Source organism: Pseudomonas sp. PS01300 (assembly GCF_029960155.1).
Taxonomy (GTDB): domain Bacteria; phylum Pseudomonadota; class Gammaproteobacteria; order Pseudomonadales; family Pseudomonadaceae; genus Aquipseudomonas; species Aquipseudomonas palmensis.
In genome coordinates, this window is record NZ_JASCPN010000022.1 from 1 (window position 1) to 17273 (window position 17273).

Sequence of the window (17273 nt, forward strand, 5' to 3'; positions counted from 1 at the left end):
GGCCTTGCCGGCGAAACAGGCGCTGCGCAATACCGGGTACCGCAGCGCTTTGTTCGCCGGCAAGGCCGGCTCCTACGGGAAAAATGCTCAGGCAATGGTGCCCAACAGCTTTTCCCATTCCTTGTTTTCTTTCTTCGACACACCACCCAGCAGGTCCAGCGCCTGGCGCAGGCGGTAGCGGGTCAGGTCCGGCCCGAGGATCTCCATCGCATCGAGCACCGACACCGAGCTGGCCTGGCCGGAAATCGCGGCGAACATCAGCGGCATCGCGTCACGCAGCTTGAGCTCAAGCGCCTCGACCACCGCCTGGATGCAGCCGGTGATGCGATCCTTCTCCCACTGGCGCAGCCCCTCGAGCTTCCACAGGATCAGCTGGATCACCTGGCGTACCTGGTCGGCCGACAGTTTCTTGTGCTCGAACAGCTTGGCGTCGAGCTTGAGCGCACCTTCGAAGAAGAACCCACCCAGCGGCGCAATCTGGCTGAAGGTCTCTACCCTGCCCTGCACGTGCGGCGCGATCTTCATCATGTAGTCGCTGTTGAACGCCCATTTCTGCACGCGCGCGGCAAACTCTGCGACAGGCAGCTCACGCAGCCACTGGCCGTTGAGCCACGACAGCTTCTCGATGTCGAAGATCGGGCCGCCCAGCGACACACGCGACAGGTCGAAGTGCTCGACCATTTCGGCCAGCGAGAACTTCTCGCGCTCGTCCGGCATCGACCAGCCCATGCGGCCCAGGTAGTTGAGCATGGCTTCAGGCATGAAGCCCATGCGCTCGTAGAAGGTCACCGAGGTCGGGTTCTTGCGCTTGGACAGCTTGCTCTTGTCGGGGTTGCGCAGCAGCGGCATGTAGCACAGGGTTGGCTGCTCCCAGCCGAAGTACTCGTACAGCTTGATCAGCTTGGGCGCTGAAGGCAGCCACTCTTCGCCACGCAATACGTGGGTGATGCCCATCAGGTGGTCATCGACCACGTTGGCCAGGAAGTAGGTCGGCAGGCCATCGGTCTTCATCAGTACCTGCATGTCCATGCGGTCCCACGGAATCTCGACGTCGCCGCGCAGCATGTCCGGTACCACGCACACGCCTTCGGTCGGCACTTTCATGCGGATCACATGGGGCTCGCCGGCGGCCAGGCGACGCTGCACTTCTTCAGGCGAGAGCAGCAAGGCGCGCCCGTCATAGCGCGGGGTTTCGCCGCGGGCCATCTGCTCGGCACGCATCTGGTCCAGTTCTTCGGCAGTGCAGAAGCACGGGAAGGCATGGCCCAGATCGACCAGTTGCTGGGCGTACTGCTTGTAGATCTCGCCGCGTTCGCTCTGGCGGTACGGGCCGTGCGGGCCGCCGACATCCGGGCCTTCGCTCCATTCGATACCCAGCCAGCGCAGGGCATCGAAGATCTGCTGCTCGGACTCGCGGGTGGAGCGCAGCTGATCGGTATCTTCGATACGCAGGATGAATTCGCCACCGTGCTGCTTGGCGAAGCAGTAGTTGAACAGGGCGATGTAGGCGGTGCCGACATGGGGATCGCCAGTCGGCGAAGGCGCGATACGCGTGCGAACGGTGGTCATGAGAGTCTCGAACAAGAGGTGAAACAAAGGCTGGATGTTAACAGCACGGGGCCACCCGGCTCCAGCAATGGGCACGATCGGCGCTTGTGTTTGCCAAGGCAAACCTTGTTAAATTTGCTTACATTTTTGGAACGATCGTACCCATGCCTGCCCAACTCAAGCGTCGCCTGCTGATTTTCCTGACCCTGGTTCTGCTCATCGGCCTGGGCTTTCTGGCCCACTGGTACTTCAAGGGGCGCTTCTACGAGAGCACCGACAATGCCTACGTGCAGGGCGAGATCACCCGGGTTTCCAGCCAGTTGGGCGCGCGCATCGAGCAGGTGCTGGTCGAGGACAACCAGCATGTGGCCAAGGGCGACCTGCTGGTACGCCTGGAAGGCAACGACTTCCAGTTTGCCGTGGAGCGCGCCCGCGCCACCCTGGCCACCCGCGAGGCCGAGCGCATGCAAGCCGACAGCCGCCTGACGCAGCAGGCGAGCCTGATCGCCGCCGGCCAGGCACAGGTGTCGGCCAACCAGGCCACACTTGGGCGTACCCAGCTGGACCTCAACCGTGCACAGGCGCTGCGCAAGCCAGGCTTTGTCTCGGAAGAACGGGTGACCACCCTGTCGGCCGAAAGCAACGTGGCACGCTCCCAGGTGAGCAAGGCCCAGGCCGACCTGCAGGGTCAACGCCAGCAGGTCAACGCACTGGCTGCCGAACTCAAGCGCCTGGACGCCCAGATCGCCACCGCCCGCACCGACCTGGCCCAGGCCGAGCTGAACCTGAGCCGCAGTGAAATTCGCGCGCCGATCAGCGGCATGATCGGCCAGCGCGCGGCACGCAACGGCCAGTACGTGCAGGCCGGCGCCTACCTGCTGTCGATCGTGCCCGATCAGGACATCTGGGTGCAGGCCAACTTCAAGGAAACCCAGATCGGCAAGATGCAGCCCGGCCAGCGTGCCGAGCTGGTGTTCGACAGCTACCCCGACACGCCGATCGAAGGCCGCGTCGACAGCCTGTTCGCCGCTTCCGGCGCGCAGTTCAGCCTGCTGCCACCCGACAACGCCACCGGCAACTTCACCAAGGTCGTGCAGCGCATCCCGGTCAAGCTGACCTTCGCCGCCGACAACCCGTTGCACGGCAAGATCCGCCCGGGCATGTCGGTGACCGCCACCGTCGATATCCGTACCGATGGCCGGTGATCAACTGATCCGTCCCGCCGGCGAACCCAGCCGGCGCGACTGGATCGCGGTGATGAGCGTGATGCTCGGCGCGTTCATGGCAGTGCTCGACATCCAGATCACCAACTCGTCGCTCAAGGACATCCAGGGCGCCCTGTCGGCGACCCTGGAAGAAGGCTCGTGGATCTCCACCTCCTACCTGGTGGCCGAGATCATCATGATCCCGCTGACCGCCTGGCTGGTGCAGCTGCTGTCGGCGCGGCGCCTGGCAGTGTGGGTGTCGGCGGGTTTTCTGGTGTCGTCGCTGCTGTGCTCGATGGCCTGGAACCTGGAAAGCATGATCGTGTTCCGCGCCCTGCAGGGTTTTACCGGCGGCGCGCTGATCCCGCTGGCCTTCACCCTGACCCTGATCAAGCTGCCCGAGCATCACCGCGCCAAGGGCATGGCGATGTTCGCCATGACCGCCACCTTCGCCCCGTCCATCGGCCCTACTCTGGGCGGCTGGCTGACCGAGAACTGGGGCTGGGAATACATCTTCTACATCAACATCCCGCCCGGCCTGATCATGATCGGCGGCTTGCTGTACGGCCTGGAGAAGAAGGAAGCACACTGGGAGCTGCTCAAAAGCACCGATTACACCGGCATCCTGACGCTGGGCGTCGGGCTTGGCTGCCTGCAGGTGTTTCTTGAGGAGGGGCATCGCAAGGACTGGCTCGAGTCGGGGCTGATCGTCACCCTGGGCAGCATTGCCCTGGTCAGCCTCATTACCTTCGTGATCGTGCAGTTCTCGAAACCCAACCCGCTGATCAACCTGCGCATCCTGCAGAACCGCAATTTCGGGTTGTCGAGCATTGCCAGCCTGGGCATGGGCGTGGGGTTGTACGGTTCGATCTACCTGCTGCCGCTGTACCTGGCGCAGATCCAGAACTACAACGCCCTGCAGATCGGCGAAGTGATCATGTGGATGGGGGTGCCGCAGCTGTTCCTGATCCCGCTGGTGCCGCAACTGATGAAGGTGATTTCGCCGAAGATCCTCTGCACCATCGGCTTCGGGCTGTTCGGGCTGGCGAGTTTCAGCTCGGGGGTATTGAACCCGGACTTTGCCGGCACCCAGTTCAACCATATCCAGATCATCCGTGCGCTGGGGCAGCCGATGATCATGGTGACCATCTCGCTGATTGCCACGGCCTATATCCAGCCGCAGGACGCAGGCTCGGCGTCGAGCCTGTTCAACATCCTGCGCAACCTGGGCGGGGCCATCGGCATTGCGCTGCTGGCCACGCTGCTGGATGCGCGCACCAAGGTGTATTTCGACTACCTGCGCGAGGCGGTGGTACCGACCAACGCCGCAGTGGCCGAGCGGTTGACCTTGCTGACCGAGAAGCTGGGCAGCGAAGGGGCAGCACTGGCCAGGCTGAGCGAGATCACCCATCAGCAGGCGATGATCATGGCGTACAACGATGCCTTCCATTTTGTCGGCATCGGGCTGGCAATCAGCATGGTGGCGGTGCTGTTGACGAAGAAGCTGCCGCAGGGGTTGAAGGCGGGCGAGGCGCACTAGACCGCGTTGAAGTCTTCGCTGGCAAGCCCGCTCCCGCAGGTACTCCATTGCCCTTGGCGTCAATGTGATCCTGTGGGGGCAGGCTTGACCCGCGAAAGGCCCGTCAGACCGTGAGCAATCGCTCACGCAACTGCGCGATCTCGTCGCGCATCTGCGCTGCAGCCTCGAACTCCAGGTCCCGCGCCAGCTGGTACATCTTTTCTTCCAGCGCCTTGATGCGCTTGGCGATCTCGCCAGGCGAACGCAACTCGGCCTCGTAACGCTCGCGCTCCTCGGCGGCCTTGGCCATGCCCTTGCGCTTCTTGCTGCGCGAGCCGGGCACGTTGGCGCCTTCCATGATGTCGGTGATGTCCTTGACCACGCCCTTGGGCACGATGCCGTTGGCCTCGTTGAAGGCCATCTGCTTGTCGCGGCGACGCTCGGTTTCGCCGATCGCCCGCTCCATCGAACCAGTCATGTTGTCGGCGTACAGGATCGCGCGGCCGTTGAGGTTGCGCGCCGCGCGCCCGATGGTCTGGATCAGCGAGCGCTCCGAACGCAGGAAGCCCTCCTTGTCCGCATCCAGAATCGCCACCAGCGAGACCTCGGGCATGTCCAGGCCCTCGCGCAGCAGGTTGATACCCACCAGCACATCGAAGGTGCCCAGGCGCAGGTCGCGGATGATCTCGACTCGCTCAACGGTATCGATGTCCGAGTGCAGGTAGCGCACCCGCACATCGTGATCGGCCAGGTAGTCGCTGAGGTCTTCGGCCATGCGCTTGGTCAGGGTAGTGACCAGCACCCGCTCCTCCACCGCCACACGCTTGCGAATCTCCGACAGCAGGTCATCCACCTGGGTCGTGGCAGGACGCACCTCCACCTGGGGGTCGACCAGACCGGTCGGGCGCACCACCTGCTCCACCACACGGCCAGCATGCTCGGCCTCGTAGTTGCCCGGCGTGGCCGAGACGAAGATGGTCTGCGGGCTGACCGACTCCCATTCGTCAAAGCGCATGGGCCGGTTGTCCAACGCCGAAGGCAGGCGAAAGCCGTACTCCACCAGGGTTTCCTTGCGCGAGCGGTCCCCCTTGTACATGGCCCCCACCTGCGGAACGCTGACGTGGGATTCGTCGATCACCAGCAACGCATCCGGCGGCAGGTAGTCGTACAGGGTCGGCGGCGGCGCGCCGGCCGGACGCCCGGACAGGTAGCGCGAGTAGTTTTCGATGCCGTTGCAGTAGCCCAGCTCCAGGATCATCTCCAGGTCGAACCGGGTGCGCTGCTCCAGTCGCTGGGCCTCGACCAGCTTGTTGTGCTTGTGCAGGTACTCCAGGCGTTCCTTGAGCTCCGCCTTGATCCCGTCCATGGCCTCGAGCAGGGTTTCGCGCGGGGTCACGTAGTGGCTCTTGGGGTAGAACGTGAAGCGCGGCAGCTTGCGGATCACCTCGCCGGTCAGCGGGTCGAAGGCCGCGATGTTCTCCACCTCGTCATCGAACAGCTCGATGCGGATGGCCTCCAGGTCCGATTCGGCCGGGAAGATGTCGATCACGTCGCCGCGCACACGGAAGGTGGCGCGGGCAAAGTCCATGTCGTTGCGGGTGTACTGCAGGTCGGCCAGACGGCGCAGCAAGGCCCGCTGGTCGAGCTTGTCGCCACGGTCCACGTGCAGCACCATCTTCAAATAGGTTTCCGGGCTGCCCAGACCATAGATGCACGACACCGTGGTGACGATGATCGCGTCACGCCGCTCCAGCAGAGCCTTGGTCGCCGACAGGCGCATCTGCTCGATATGGTCGTTGATCGAGGCGTCCTTCTCGATGAAGGTGTCGGAGGACGGCACGTAGGCTTCGGGCTGGTAGTAGTCGTAGTAGGAAACGAAATACTCCACCGCGTTGTTCGGGAAGAATGACTTGAACTCGCCATACAACTGGGCGGCCAGGGTCTTGTTCGGCGCCAGTACCAGGGTCGGGCGCTGCACCTGGGCAATCACGTTGGCGATGCTGAAGGTCTTGCCCGAACCCGTCACCCCGAGCAGGGTCTGGTGCGCCAGCCCGGCCTCGATCCCCTCGACCATCAGGCGAATGGCTTCGGGCTGATCACCCGCCGGCTGGAAACGGGTGACGAGTTGAAACTCGGACATGGTGAACCCCTGGAAATGAACGGATACAGGCAACTGTATTTATAGACAGTACTTATACCCAATTGGTGGTGCCCGGCGCCAGTTTCAAGGCAAACCACGGCCTGTTTCACAGTATTGACCGGCGCAAGCGACTGACGGTCGAAAAATATTCGCGAAAACAGCAGTAAAAGCTGCGACAGACTGTCGCCGTGACCGATGGGTATCACTATACTGACTCCCCGTTTGTGCACCGCTTCAGTGCATTCGGCTGGAGCGTGCGACCTCTATCACTCTCCATTCAGAGCCAAGGTAAAAATGAGCCTGTTTTCCGCTGTCGAGCTGGCACCCCGCGACCCTATCCTGGGCCTCAACGAAGCGTTCAATGCCGATACCCGCACCCACAAGGTGAACCTGGGCGTTGGTGTTTACTGCAACGAAGAAGGGCGTATCCCACTGCTGCGTGCAGTCATCGAAGCCGAAACCCAACGCGCCGCCCAGCACGCCTCCCGCGGCTACCTGCCGATCGACGGCATCGTGGCCTACGACCAGGCCGTGCAGAAGCTGCTGTTCGGTGCCGATTCGCCCCTGTTGGCCGCCGGCCGTGTGGTCACCACCCAGTCCGTCGGTGGTACCGGCGCCTTGAAGATCGGCGCTGACTTCCTCAAGCAGCTGTCGCCCAATGCCACTGTCGCAATCAGCGACCCGAGCTGGGAAAACCACCGCGCCCTGTTCGAAACCGCCGGTTTCCCGGTCAAGAACTACCGCTACTACGACGCCGCCACCCATGACGTCAACCGTGCCGGCATGCTCGAGGACCTCAACGCGCTGCCGGCCGGCTCGATCGTGGTACTGCACGCCTGCTGCCACAACCCGACCGGCGTCGACCTGACCCCGGCCGACTGGAACAACGTGCTCGAGGTGGTCAAGGCCAAGGGTCACATCCCGTTCCTGGACATGGCCTACCAGGGCTTTGGCCAGGGCATCGCCGAAGACGCCGCTGCCGTGCGCCTGTTCGCCGAATCGGGCCTGGACTTCTTCGTCTCCAGCTCGTTCTCCAAGTCGTTCTCGCTGTACGGCGAGCGCGTCGGCGCCCTGTCGATCGTCACCGAGTCCAAGGAAGAGGCCACTCGCGTGCTGTCGCAGGTCAAGCGCGTGATCCGCACCAACTACTCCAACCCGCCGACCCACGGCGCCACCATTGTCGCCACCGTGCTCAACAGCCCCGAGCTGCGCGCAATGTGGGAAGCGGAACTGGCCGAGATGCGCCAGCGCATCCACGGCATGCGCAAGCAGATGGTCGAGCTGCTGGCCCAGTACGGCGCACAGCAGGACTTCAGCTTCGTCGGGCGCCAGTGCGGCATGTTCTCCTACTCGGGCCTGACCGTCGAGCAGGTGGCACGCCTGAAGGACGAGCATGCGATCTATGCTCTGGATACCGGTCGTATCTGCGTCGCCTCGTTGAACCAGAACAACATTCACGTGGTGACCAAGGCGATCGTCGAGGTCCTGTAACACCTGATTGCTCAGGGGGAGCTTGACTTCCCCTTAGCAATCAGTAAGATACGCCCCAGATTCCGCGATAGCTCAGTCGGTAGAGCAAATGACTGTTAATCATTGGGTCCCAGGTTCGAGTCCTGGTCGCGGAGCCAAACATCGTTTCAGAGCGTGCTTGCACAGCCTCTGAAATACTCGAAAAACCCGCCTTTTGGCGGGTTTTTTCGTTTTGGTCTTCAGCCCGGGCCAGGACTGCCGGGGCGATACAGGCTGCGACAGGCTATTGCTGCCCGATTGGAAAGAACTGCCCCGCACTCCATACGCCCAGCCATGGCTGCCCATCGATGTCGCGCGTTACAGCCAGCTCTACCAGCTGGTAAAACACGCTGCGATGGATCAGCGCCTCGAGGTTGTTGCGCATGTGCACGTAAGGCGAAGGCTCCTGTGTCAGCGGGTCGATCACGAAACGCAGCGGGTGCTCGGGCCCGGCCTCGACCACATCCTCCACATTACTGGTGAAGCGCAGCACCTGCTGCTCACCACTGCCCTGCACGTCCATGAGCACCGCCACGAACGGCGCATCATCGACCTGGATTCCGACCTTTTCCACAGGCGTGACCAGAAAGTAGTCATCCCCGTCGCGACGGATGATGGTGGAGAACAGACGCACCATCGGCTTGCGACCAATCGGGGTGCCCAGGTAGTACCAGGTACCGTCGCGGGCGATTCGCATGTCGATGTCGCCGCAGAAGTCCGGATTCCACAGGTGGACCGGCGCCGGGCCTTTGCCGACCTTCGGGAGTTGCGCCAACAGGTCATTGGCCTTGCCGGTATCCACCATCATCTGCTCCTCAGCGGCTCATGCCCAACAAACTGCGAGCGTAATCCTCAAGCGGTGCCGCAATCAAATCCTGCGGCTGATTGTCGTGGAACGTCAGCAAACCGCCACGGCTGCGGATGCTCACGGTATCGATCAGATAGCGGGTACTGGTTTCGATCAGCATCAGCTGAATTCTTCCGGTGTCGACACCCAGGCGGTCCACCGCCTGCTCATCGTACCACTCGTCACCATTGCCGATACGGTTGTCGGCCTTGGCAAAACGCGCATACAGCAGGTAATGCGCGCCCACGTCGCGCGCCTGGGACAAGGCATCCTCCAGCCCCAGCGGACCCTCGGCACGTCGCACCAGCGGGAAGTACTCGACAAAGGCCTTGAAGGCTTCCTCGGCCACCACGTTGGGCCGCGGATAGGCATTGCCCGGCGGCACGAACACGCCCTGACCGATGAAGACGAACGAGTCGGGCTGCAGGCGCACCGACAACGAACGGCGGGTTTCGCTATGGTCGAGCAGGCCGGCGTCGCTCATGTGGTAGCGCACACCTTCGCCCATATCGCTCACATTCATGCAGCCACCCAGCGCCATCAGCGCCAGCAGCAGAACCAGGCTACGCATCTTTCCTCCAGAAGCCGGTGACGGAAAACCGGCGAACAGCCACCAGATGCAGGTTTTGCGCCAGCTGGAGGGTATGGCTCAACCGCCGATGATCTTCATCACCGTGGCACCGCCTGAAAATGCCACGGCCTGCTTGTCCCCCAGGGCCTTCATCAACATGCCCTGCAAGGCCGGCAACGCCTGGTGGCGCGGCTTGTCGAGCAGGTCACCGATGAAATGCCGGTTGCTCGACGACAGGCAGCCATGCAGCCACCCGGTAGAAGACAGACGCAGGCGCGAGCAGGTTCGGCAGAACGGCACGCTTTCGTTGGCGATCACGCCGAAGTGGCCTTGCCCCGGCACCCGGTAGCGCAATGCAGTGGCGTCCACTGGCGCATCGGCCTGGGCGTACTCGTGATGCTCGCCGATCAGTTGCAGCAACTGCTCCAGGCTCACGAACTGCTGCAGGAAAGCGTTGTGGTCGCTGGCCAGGTGCCCCATGCGCATCAGTTCGATAAAGCGCAGTTCATAGCCACGGGCCAGGCAGTAGTCGAGCAGCGGCAGCACCTGATCGAGGTTGCGCCCGCGCAGTGGCACCATGTTCACCTTGATCTTCATGCCGGCGTCGCTGGCCTTGTGCATGCCATCGAGCACGCTGGCCAGATCCCCGCCACGGGAGATCCCGCGGAAGGCATCGGCGTCGAGGGTATCAAGGGAGACGTTCAGGCGCCGGATGCCGGCATCCAGCAGCAATGGCAGCTTGCGCGCGAGCAACTGGCCATTGGTGGTCAGGGCGATGTCATCGAGGCCGAGCACCGACACGCCAGCCAGGAAGGCTTCGAGCTTGGGACTGACCAGGGGTTCGCCACCGGTGATACGCAGGCGCTCGATACCGGCAGCTTCGATCAGCCAGGCCACCCCACGCACCATGGCCTGGGCCGAGAGCTCATCCTGCGCTGCGACCAGACGCTTGCCGTCCGGCACGCAATAGGTGCAGGCATAGTTGCACGCCGCGGTGAGGCTGACGCGCAGGTTGCGAAAACGTCTGCCTTGACGGTCGACGATCATGGAGCACTCCGGCAAGTGTGAATCGGGCCTGCAAAACCTGACTCAGAAATCAGTTTTTTGCAAGCCTCTTACCTGAGTATATGCCTGCACGGCGCCAGCGAGCATTCAGCTGCCAGATGGCTCCGGGTCGCGCTTGCGCTTGTTGCCCATGCGCACGCCAATGTCCATGAGGAACTGGAAGAAGCCTTCCTGGTCCTCCAGCACATTGCTCCAGAACGGCGAGTGATACAGTGCCACCGCGCCATGCACCAGGGCCCAGGCTGCGCAGTAGTGGAAATACGGCGGCACGTCCTCGAGCTTGCCCTCGGTGATGCGACCCTTGATCAGCAGGGTCAGGCGCTCGAAGTTGGAGGCACGGATCTTGTGCAGCTCCTCGACCATTTCCGGCACCTGGTTGCCTTTGACCACCTTCTCTTCGAGGCGGTCGAACAGGCGGTAGCGCTGCGGGTCGCGCATGCGGAATTCGAAGTAGGCACGCGACAGGGCCTCCTTGTCGCGATCCACATCGGCAGAGTGCAGCAGTTCGTTCAAATCGCGCTCGTAGTCGAGCATCAGGCGCAGGTAGATCTCCGCCTTGGACTTGAAGTGCTTGTAGATCGTGCCTTTGCCGATACCCACGGCGTCAGCGATCATCTCGACGGTGACACTGTCTTCACCCTGTTCGAGAAACAGCTTGAGCGCGGTATCGAGAATCTCTTGCTCTCGGCGACGAAACTCACGGACCTTACGAGGTTCTTTCTGCATAAGAAGGACTGGATCAAAATCGAAGCCCGTTATTATGCCTAACTTGCGCAAAAATGCACGGATCATCCGCGCATGCCTATGTTTCTTGATGAGTTTGAACAGGCCGGCGACCCGGTTGCCCGAAGCGGACCTCCCCTTCCCCCTGCCCCAGACGTGCAATCCAGGCGGTCAGGCGCACGGCAGAGCAATGCGTGCTCAGCAGGGCCGCACGTATTCCAAATCTGTTTAAAAAACGATCAACCCTTGGTGGAATCGCGGCGAACCTGACCAATACTTGAGGTGTTGGCGCGACGCATCCCCCCAAGTGACGCGCCGATAAGGGTGAACACGGACCGCTCGCCTTTGTTTTACTCCTAATGGTCTTAACCCGGATTCCCCCCCAGAACCCGGGTTTTTTTTGCCCGCGCGACCGCCACGGCGCCCGCGCAGCGGGGTCAGGCCACCCGCACCCGTGCCAGGGGGAACAGACGCCTGAAGTTCTCGGTGGTCTGTTGCGCCAGCTGCTCGTAACGCTCCCCCCGCACCAACGCGATGAACTCCGCCACGTCACGCACATACTCCGGCAAGTTCGGCTTGCCGCGGTGCGGAATCGGCGCCAGGTACGGTGAGTCGGTCTCTACCAGCAAACGATCTGCCGGCACCTGCCGCGCCACATCACGCAACGCGTCGGCATTGCGGAACGTGACAATCCCCGACAACGAAATGTAATACCCCAGGTCCAGCGCTGCCTTGGCCATCTCCCAGTCTTCGGTGAAGCAGTGCAGCACGCCTGCCTGCGGCAATGCCGCCTCGCGCAGCAGGGTCAGGGTATCGGCGCGCGCCGCACGGGTATGGATGACCACCGGCTTGCCGGTGAGCCTGGCCGCCTCCAGGTGCAGGCGAAACGACGCCTGTTGCAACTGTGCAGCCTCGGGCTCGTAGTGATAGTCCAGCCCGGTCTCACCAATGGCCACCACCTCGGGGTGGTTCAGTTCGCCGAGCAGCCAGTCCAGCGCCGGCGCTTCGCCTGGCGCCAGGTCCAGCGGGTGAATGCCGACCGAGCAGTCCACATCAGGGTAGCGCGCTGCCAGCGCCCTGACCTGGGCCGCATTGTCGGCACTTACGCCGATGCACAGGAAATGCCCGACGCCCCGTGCCCGCGCGGCATCCAGCGCGGCATCCAGGGAGCCACCATGGGCGGCGAGGTCGAGACGGTCGAGGTGGCAATGGGAATCTACAAGCATGGGCGTAATGACAACACTGAAAATGGAGGATCGAAAGGCCAGCTCAACGCTGGCCCGGCAACAGGGCCCAGGAGGCCAGCAACGCTTCGAGCAACAGCACGCGGTTGAGGTTGGCCTTGTTGAGCACCTTCTGGCGCTGCACAAGAATCCAGTCCTGGATATCCAGCACCTTGCCCTGCGGGCTCTTCTGGGCAAGGTACTGCACGACCTTGCGCATGTCGGCCAGCCCCAGGCCCTCTTCGTCCTGGGTCAGCTGATAGCGCAGGATCAGGTTGGACCAGTCGCAGAACCAGTCGAACAGCAACAACAGCGGGATGCTGTTCCAGCCTTCAGCCAACTGGGTCGCGGACTGCTGCTGCTTGAGCAGCTTCTTGACCCCCTCGACCACCTGCGCGCGCTGCTCGCGCACACCCTGGGCCTGCAGGCTGACAGCCAGCAGTGGCGAACCTGCTGCAAGGCTCAGCAGTTCGTGGCGCTCGGCCTCGTCACTGTCGGGTAACGCGGCTGCCAGCCACGCCTCGCTCTGCGCCTGACTTGGCAACGGGCAGGCCTGTTGCTGGCAACGGCTCCTGATGGTCGGCAGCAACCGGCTGGGCTGGTGACTGACCAGCAACAGCACGGTATCGCCCGAAGGCTCTTCGAGGCTCTTGAGCAAGGCGTTGGCAGCGTTGATGTTCATTGCCTCGACCGGCTCGATGAGAATCACCTTGCGTCCGCCCATCTGCGCGGTCTGCACCACGAAGCTGACCAGGTCACGCACCTGGTCGACCTTGATCGGCTTGTCGGCCTCTTCAGGTTCCAGGATGTAGTTGTCCGGGTGACTGCCCGCCTTCAGCAACTGGCACGACTTGCAGTGCCCGCACGCCTCAAGCCCCTCGGGCTGGCGGCACAGCAGAAACGCCATCAGGCGCTCGGCCAGCGCCCGCTTGCCGATGCCTTGCGGGCCGTGCAACAGGTACGCATGGGCATGCTGTGTGCGCCCGGCCAGTTGCTGCCAGAGCGTCGCCTGCCACGGGTAGGCCTCAGCCACGGCAACGCTCCAGGATCTGCGGCAGCAACGCATCCAGGGCGAGTTGAACCCGGGCCAGCGGTTGCGCGGCATCGACCAGGTGATAGCGCGCCGGGTCGGCGGCTGCGCGGGCCAGGTAGGCCTGGCGAACAGCCTGGAAAAACGCCTGGCCTTCCTGCTCGAAGCGATCCAGCCGCCCGCGCGCCGCTGCGCGCGAAAGGCCGACCTCCACCGGCAGGTCGAACACCAGGGTCAGGTCGGGGCGCAGGTCGCCCTGGACGAAGGTTTCAAGGGTGGCAATGCGCTCGACCGACAGCCCGCGGCCACCGCCCTGGTAGGCATAGGTGGCATCGGTGAAACGGTCGCACAGGACGATGGCGCCCCGCGCAAGCGCCGGGCGGATCACCTGGGCCAGGTGCTGGGCGCGCGCGGCGAACACCAGCAACAGCTCGGTGTCGGCATCCATCGTCTCATCGCTGGGGGCCAGCAACAGTTCGCGGATGCGCTCGGCCAGCGGGGTGCCGCCCGGCTCGCGGGTCAGCACCACATCCAGCCCGTGGGCGCGCAGGTGCTCGGCCAGGTACTCGCGATTGGTGCTCTTGCCCGCGCCTTCGGGACCTTCCAGGGTGATAAACAAGCCGCTCACAGGCAGTCCTTAATCAGGGTCATTGCGGGGTAGGTTCGCTGGCCGGGGGAACATCCGGCTGCACCGAGGGCTCGGCAGGCTGCGGTGCAGCCTGGGGCGCCTCGGGCGCAGGAACCTCGTTCGGGGTGTCGCCGGCGCTTGGCGCCGGGCTTGAACGGTAGTCGGCACGCCGCTTGATCTGGTACTCGCGCACGGCAGAATTGTGCGCCCCCAGGTCGTCGGAGAACACATGGCTGCCATCGCCCCGGGCGACGAAGTACAGGCTGCTGCCCGGCTCCGGGTTCAAGGCCGCGTGAATGGCTTCACGCCCGACCATGGCAATCGGCGTCGGCGGCAGGCCGGCGATCACGTAGGTGTTGTAGGGCGTGGGCTCACGCAGGTCGGCGCGGGTGATCTTGCCGTTGTAGCGTTCGCCCATGCCATAGATCACGGTAGGGTCGGTCTGCAGCAGCATGCCGATCTGCAGGCGACGCACGAAGACGCCGGCGATCTGACCACGCTCCTGTGGCACGCCGGTTTCCTTCTCGACCAGCGAGGCCATGATCAGCGCCTGGTAAGGGTCGCGATAGGGCGCAGCCGGGGAGCGCTCGTTCCACTCCTTGGCCAGCACCTCCTCCAGGCGCGCGTACGCCTGCTGCAGGAACTCGACATCGCTCATGCCGCGCACGAACCGATAGGTGTCAGGGAAGAAGCGCCCCTCGGGGAACACGCCCGGGTGCCCGAGCTTGTCCATGACCTCGCTGTCGCTCAGGCCATCCAGGGTCTGGCGGATCTTTTCATGTCTGGCCAGTGCCGAGCGCACCTGGCGGAAATTCCAGCCCTCGACCAGGGTCAGGCTGTACTGCACCACGTCACCACGCCGCCACGCCTCGAACAGGTCGCGCACGTTCATGCCGGGGGTCATGCGGTACTCGCCGGTATGCAAAGCCACGCTCGGCATGTTGAAGCGCCAGTAAAGGCGCAGCCAGAAGGCGTCGCGGATCACGCCGTCCTGCTGCATGCGGTAGAACATGCGGTTGGGCGTGGTGCCGGTAGGAACATCGAGCAACCGCTCGCCGGTCAGGTGCAGCGGCTGCTCCAGCGCCGAGTGCACCTTCCAGGCCGAGAAGCCCAATAGCAGGCCGGCCAGGATCAACCCGGTCTCCAGCAGCACCAACAATTTACGTCTCACGAATCAGGCATCCAGTAGCGTACGGGCAATGGCCTGCAGTTTACGGGTGAGCGGCCCCGGCGACCAGTTCAGCGATGCAAATGCACGCACCGGCCATACGCCATACACGCTGTTGCACAGCAACACCTCGTCGGCCTGCTCGAGATCGGCCAGCGCCAGGTCGACCACACGGGCCGTGATACCGTGGCGCGGCGCCTCGTCCAGCAAGGCAGCGCGCATTACCCCGGCCACGCCGCAACGCGCCAGGTCGGCGGTGTACAGCACGCCATCGCGCACCACGAACAGGTTGCTGTAGACACCTTCGATCACGCGCCCGGATACATCACGCATCAAACCTTCAGCGTACTCGGCGCCCTGCCACTCGGCCCGTGCCAGTACCTGCTCCAGGCGATTGAGGTGCTTGAGCCCGGCAAGCAAGGGTTGCTCGGCCAGGCGGGTCTGGCAGGCAAACAGCCTTACCCCCTGCTCGGCGTTCTGCGGCGGGTAGCTGGCGGCGGGGCTGGCCTGAAGAATGCGACGCGGCGGTGCACCGGCAGCCGGGGCATAGCCGCGCTGACTGTCGCCACGGGTGAGAATGAGCTTGAGCACGCCATCACCCAGCAAGCCGGCATAACGGCATACCTCGTCGCGGATGAGCGGATGATCGGCGTCGATCGCCAGGCGCTGGCAACCCAGCGCCAGGCGGTCGAGGTGATACGTCAGCAGTGAGGGCTGCCCGGCCCGCACGGCGATGGTCTCGAACAGACCATCGCCATAGGCCAGCCCGCGGCTGCCCAACGTCAGGGCGTCAGCCGGCAGGCCATCGACCCAGCTGTGCATCACTCGGCGAACCGGCGGAACACCAGCGAGCCATTGGTACCGCCAAAACCGAAGGAGTTCGACAGCACGACCTCGATCGGCATGTTGCGCGGCTGGTGCGGCACGAAGTCCAGGTCGCAGCCTTCATCCGGCTCATCGAGGTTGATGGTCGGCGGCGCCACTTGCCCATTGATGGACAGCACGCTGAAAATCGCCTCTACCGCGCCGGCAGCCCCCAGCAGGTGACCGGTCATCGACTTGGTCGAGCTCACGGCCAGCTTGTAGGCGTGCTCGCCGAACACCGACTTGATCGCTGCCACTTCGGCCAGGTCGCCGGCAGGCGTCGAGGTACCGTGGGCGTTGATGTAGCCGACTTCGCTGGGGTTCACGCCCGCATCGCGCAAGGCGTTGGCCATGCAGCGGGCTGCACCGGCGCCGTTGTCGGGTGGCGAAGTCATGTGGTAGGCGTCGCCGCTCATGCCAAAACCAACCAGTTCGGCATAGATGGTCGCGCCCCGCGCCTTGGCGTGCTCGAGCTCTTCGAGCACCAGCGCACCGGCACCGTCGGACAGCACGAAACCGTCACGGCCCTTGTCCCACGGCCGGCTGGCACGGGTTGGCTCGTCGTTGCGCGTCGACAGCGCACGCGAAGCGCCAAAACCGCCCATACCCAGGCCACAGGCCGCCATCTCTGCGCCACCGGCGATCATCACGTCGGCTTCGCCGTAGGCGATATTGCGCGCCGCCATGCCGATGCAGTGCGTGCCCGTGGTGCAGGCAGTGGCAATGGCGTAGTTGGGCCCCTGTACACCCAGGTGGATCGACAGGAAACCGGAAATCATGTTGATGATCGAGCCTGGCACGAAGAACGGCGAAATGCGCCGCGGGCCTTGCTCGTGCAAGGTCCGGCTGGTTTCTTCGATATTGGTCAGGCCGCCGATGCCCGAACCCATGGCCACGCCGATACGCTCACGGTTGGCATCGGTGACTTCCAGCCCGGCATTGCGCACCGCCTGGAACCCGGCCGCCAGGCCGTATTGAATGAACAGATCGAGCTTGCGGGCTTCCTTGACCGACAGGTACTGCTCGACTTCAAAGCCCTTTACCGAGCCGCCAAAACGGGTGGAGTAGGCAGACAGGTCAGTATGCTCGATCAGACCTATGCCACTGCGGCCAGCCAGAATGCCTTGCCAACTGCTTGGCACATCCGTGCCCAGTGGCGACAGCATACCCATACCGGTGACCACGACGCGTCTACGCGACACAGCACTCTCCTTATTCTATGGTCTACATCTC

At 63.6% G+C, this 17273-nt stretch carries 15 protein-coding genes and 1 tRNA gene; 4 read left to right on the forward strand and 12 right to left on the reverse strand.

Annotation, left to right across the window (positions count from 1 at the left end; all coding sequences use genetic code 11):
* Positions 1–87 precede the first annotated feature (87 nt).
* Entirely contained in the window at positions 88–1569 is a 1482-nt protein-coding gene (gene gltX / locus QMX96_RS13045; protein WP_043862862.1) for a glutamate--tRNA ligase, read from the reverse strand.
* A 143-nt stretch (positions 1570–1712) separates the two neighbouring features.
* Between gltX and QMX96_RS13050 the strand changes: the two genes are divergently transcribed.
* Together QMX96_RS13050 and QMX96_RS13055 are read left to right on the forward strand one after the other, a co-directional pair.
* Positions 1713–2753, forward strand: coding sequence for an HlyD family secretion protein (locus tag QMX96_RS13050; protein WP_282361883.1), 1041 nt, complete (start codon positions 1713–1715; stop codon positions 2751–2753).
* A gap of 49 nt (positions 2754–2802) precedes the next feature.
* Positions 2803–4293 (forward strand): MDR family MFS transporter, encoded by a 1491-nt coding sequence (locus QMX96_RS13055; RefSeq protein ID WP_173925078.1) that lies wholly within the window; start codon positions 2803–2805, stop codon positions 4291–4293.
* Between the two features lie 103 nt (positions 4294–4396).
* Here QMX96_RS13055 and uvrB read toward each other — a convergent pair whose 3' ends face one another.
* The gene (gene uvrB, locus QMX96_RS13060) at positions 4397–6412 is read right to left on the reverse strand and encodes an excinuclease ABC subunit UvrB (RefSeq protein ID WP_043862865.1); all 2016 of its coding nucleotides are present in this window, start codon (positions 6410–6412) and stop codon (positions 4397–4399) included.
* A gap of 294 nt (positions 6413–6706) precedes the next feature.
* Here uvrB and QMX96_RS13065 point away from each other — a divergent pair, with 294 nt between their 5' ends.
* A complete protein-coding gene (locus QMX96_RS13065) occupies positions 6707–7903 on the forward strand; it encodes an amino acid aminotransferase (RefSeq protein ID WP_078479732.1) in 1197 nt (398 codons plus the stop codon).
* A gap of 61 nt (positions 7904–7964) precedes the next feature.
* Positions 7965–8040: transfer RNA gene (locus QMX96_RS13070), tRNA-Asn, on the forward strand.
* Positions 8041–8165: 125 nt separating this feature from the next.
* Here QMX96_RS13070 and QMX96_RS13075 read toward each other — a convergent pair.
* The 10 genes from QMX96_RS13075 to fabF form a co-directional block, all read right to left on the reverse strand.
* A complete protein-coding gene (locus tag QMX96_RS13075; RefSeq protein ID WP_043862867.1) occupies positions 8166–8726 on the reverse strand; it encodes a DUF1285 domain-containing protein in 561 nt (186 codons plus the stop codon).
* 10 nt (positions 8727–8736) lie between these two features.
* The gene (locus tag QMX96_RS13080; protein ID WP_043862868.1) at positions 8737–9339 is read right to left on the reverse strand and encodes a DUF4823 domain-containing protein; all 603 of its coding nucleotides are present in this window, start codon (positions 9337–9339) and stop codon (positions 8737–8739) included.
* A gap of 78 nt (positions 9340–9417) precedes the next feature.
* The gene (locus QMX96_RS13085; protein WP_043862869.1) at positions 9418–10386 is read right to left on the reverse strand and encodes a radical SAM protein; all 969 of its coding nucleotides are present in this window, start codon (positions 10384–10386) and stop codon (positions 9418–9420) included.
* Positions 10387–10491: 105 nt separating this feature from the next.
* Entirely contained in the window at positions 10492–11130 is a 639-nt protein-coding gene (locus QMX96_RS13090) for a TetR/AcrR family transcriptional regulator (protein ID WP_054915804.1), read from the reverse strand.
* Between the two features lie 434 nt (positions 11131–11564).
* The gene (locus QMX96_RS13095; RefSeq protein WP_054915805.1) at positions 11565–12353 is read right to left on the reverse strand and encodes a TatD family hydrolase; all 789 of its coding nucleotides are present in this window, start codon (positions 12351–12353) and stop codon (positions 11565–11567) included.
* 43 nt (positions 12354–12396) lie between these two features.
* Positions 12397–13383: a DNA polymerase III subunit delta' gene (locus QMX96_RS13100; protein WP_058541076.1), complete on the reverse strand. Its 987-nt coding sequence runs from the start codon at positions 13381–13383 to the stop codon at positions 12397–12399.
* A complete protein-coding gene (gene tmk / locus QMX96_RS13105; protein ID WP_054915807.1) occupies positions 13376–14008 on the reverse strand; it encodes a dTMP kinase in 633 nt (210 codons plus the stop codon). Before tmk ends, QMX96_RS13100 begins: the two co-directional genes overlap by 8 nt.
* 19 nt (positions 14009–14027) lie before the next feature.
* Positions 14028–15179 carry an endolytic transglycosylase MltG gene (gene mltG, locus QMX96_RS13110; RefSeq protein ID WP_078479734.1) on the reverse strand — a complete coding sequence of 384 codons (1152 nt, stop codon included), beginning with the start codon at positions 15177–15179 and terminating at the stop codon, positions 14028–14030.
* A gap of 3 nt (positions 15180–15182) precedes the next feature.
* Positions 15183–15998, reverse strand: coding sequence for an aminodeoxychorismate lyase (gene pabC / locus QMX96_RS13115; RefSeq protein ID WP_058541074.1), 816 nt, complete (start codon positions 15996–15998; stop codon positions 15183–15185).
* Complete coding sequence (gene fabF / locus QMX96_RS13120; RefSeq protein ID WP_043862876.1) at positions 15998–17242, reverse strand: beta-ketoacyl-ACP synthase II; 1245 nt, start codon at positions 17240–17242, stop codon at positions 15998–16000. Before fabF ends, pabC begins: the two co-directional genes overlap by 1 nt.
* Positions 17243–17273 lie beyond the last annotated feature (31 nt).